Below are 2,083 nucleotides of genomic sequence, written 5' to 3'. Positions count from 1 at the left end.
GACCTCGACGACCAGGGCGTCGACACCGTCGTCACCGATGTGGACAGCACCAACGGTCTGACGCAGAGCGGCAGTTTCCAACTGGTGACCGACTGCGCTTCCGCCGGCAAGACGACGGTGAACGGCATCGAGGGCTACTGGCTGCGCGCGCGGCTCGACGAGTCGCTGCCGCCCGATCCGGGCCAGTCGCTGCCCGAGGTCGACACGATCCGCCTGTCCAGCACCGTCAACGGCGCGCTGCGCGGGCGCATCGCGGTCGGCCAGCCGGTGGCGCCACAGACCCAGATGGGGCAGGGCACGCCGGGCATCCTCGCGATCGCGGCGGAGTCACCGGTACCGTCCGCGCCCAACAGCCTCGGCGGCATCGTCCGCAATGACGCGGGCCAGCCGGTCGAGGGCGCGGTGGTGCGGCTGACCGACCCGGCGGACCCGACGCGCGCGGCCTACACCTCGCAGCCGACCGGCAAGACCGGCGCCTACCTGATCGCCAACGTCAACTTCACGCGCGACTACCTGTTCAGCGTCGCCTTCGCCGGCATCGTCTTCACCGCGCCGCAGGCCTCGCGGCACGCGCATCCCGCGCCGTCGGCCACTCGGAGCGTCGTGGACCTGACGCTGTCGGTCACCGGCCTGGCGCCGGACAAGGCCTTCGCCGACGGCGCCGCGCTCGACGTCAGCAAGCCCTTCTATCCGCTGGGCCAGCAGCCGCAGCCGGGCTCGGCCTTCTACTTCACCAGCGAGGAGGCCTTCGGCAAGCCGCTGGCGAAGGTGCGGCTGTTCGTCGGCCGCAGCCTGTCGCCGCAGGACCAGGGCGCCATCGCGGGTTCCGCCGCGCTGGCGCACCAGCTCGACTGGGAGTACTGGAACGGCCGGCTGTGGGCGCCGCTGCCGGTGAGCTCGAGCCTGGCCGGCTCGCAGCGCGACCTCGACCGCACCGAGGTCATCGACTTCACCGTGCCGATCGACATGGCGCCGGTCAGCGTCAATCAGCAGGAGGCGCGCTGGGTGCGCGTGCGCCTGCAGAGCGGCTCCTACGGCTTCAGCCGCACCGTCGGCTTCAACGCCGACGCGGCGGGCGGCGCGGTCAACACCTTCACCTACGTCGTCGCGCAGCCGCCGGTGCTGGGCGCGTTCTCGATCGGCTACACCTGGCAGTACGGGCCCTTCCACGCGGAACGCGTGCTGGCCCGCAACGATTTCCGCTTTGTCGACCGCACCGCCGAGGCGATGTGGCCCGGCACGACCTTCGCGCCGTTCGAGCGGGTCGGCGACCTGACCCCGGCGCTCTACCTGGGCTTCGACAAGGCGCCGCCGGTCGACCAGCTCGGCCTGTTCGTCGACGTCGTCGAGGCGCCGGACACGCCGGCCGGTCCGGCGCTGGTCTGGGAGTACTGGAACGGCGACGCCTGGACGCGCACGCCGGCCGACGACGAGACCGGCGCGCTGCGCCGACCGGGCATCGTCAACGTGCTGGCACAGGCGGACGACGCCGAGCTGGCGCGCTTCGGCACGCCGCGCCACTGGCTGCGCGCCCGGCTGAAGGAGGACGGCCCGCCGGGCGAGCCCGTCTTCGCCGGCCTGCATGTCAACGCGGTGTGGGCGAGCGAGCGCCACACGCTTCACGACCTGCCCCTGGGCACCAGCAACGGCACGCCGGACCAGGTGTTCCTGCTGACGCAGACGCCGGTGCTGGCCGGCGAGCGCCTCGAGGTGCGCGAGCTCGGCGGCGCGCGCGCCAATGTCGAGTGGCGGATCCTGGCGATGGAACTGTGGCAGGGCGACAGCGCCGTGCTGGGCCGGCTGGAGCGGCTGCTGGCGGTCGAGTCGACCGAGCCCAGCGTGTCGCTCGGCCCGTTGCGGCTGACCCGCAACCGGCACAAGCAGGTCACCGAGGCCTGGGTGCTGTGGGAGCGGCGCGAGCAGCTGTTCTTCTCGTCGCCGACGGACCGCCATTACGCGCTGGACGGCGCCAGCGGGCGAGTGCGTTTCGGCGACGGCGTGTCGGGCCGCGTGCCACCGGCCGGCGCCGCGATCCTGGCGCGCCAGATGAGCGTCGGCGGTGGCTCCCGCGGCAACGTGCCGG

1 protein-coding gene is annotated in these 2,083 nt (G+C 73.0%); it reads left to right on the top strand.

Going from position 1 to position 2,083, the window contains the following annotated elements:
* On the top strand, positions 1 to 2,083 hold a 2,083-nt coding region (locus FUT87_RS29450; protein WP_222617293.1), incomplete at both ends, for a hypothetical protein.

Source organism: Mitsuaria sp. TWR114 (assembly GCF_007997345.1).
This window is presented reverse-complemented; position numbering and strand designations above follow the sequence as displayed.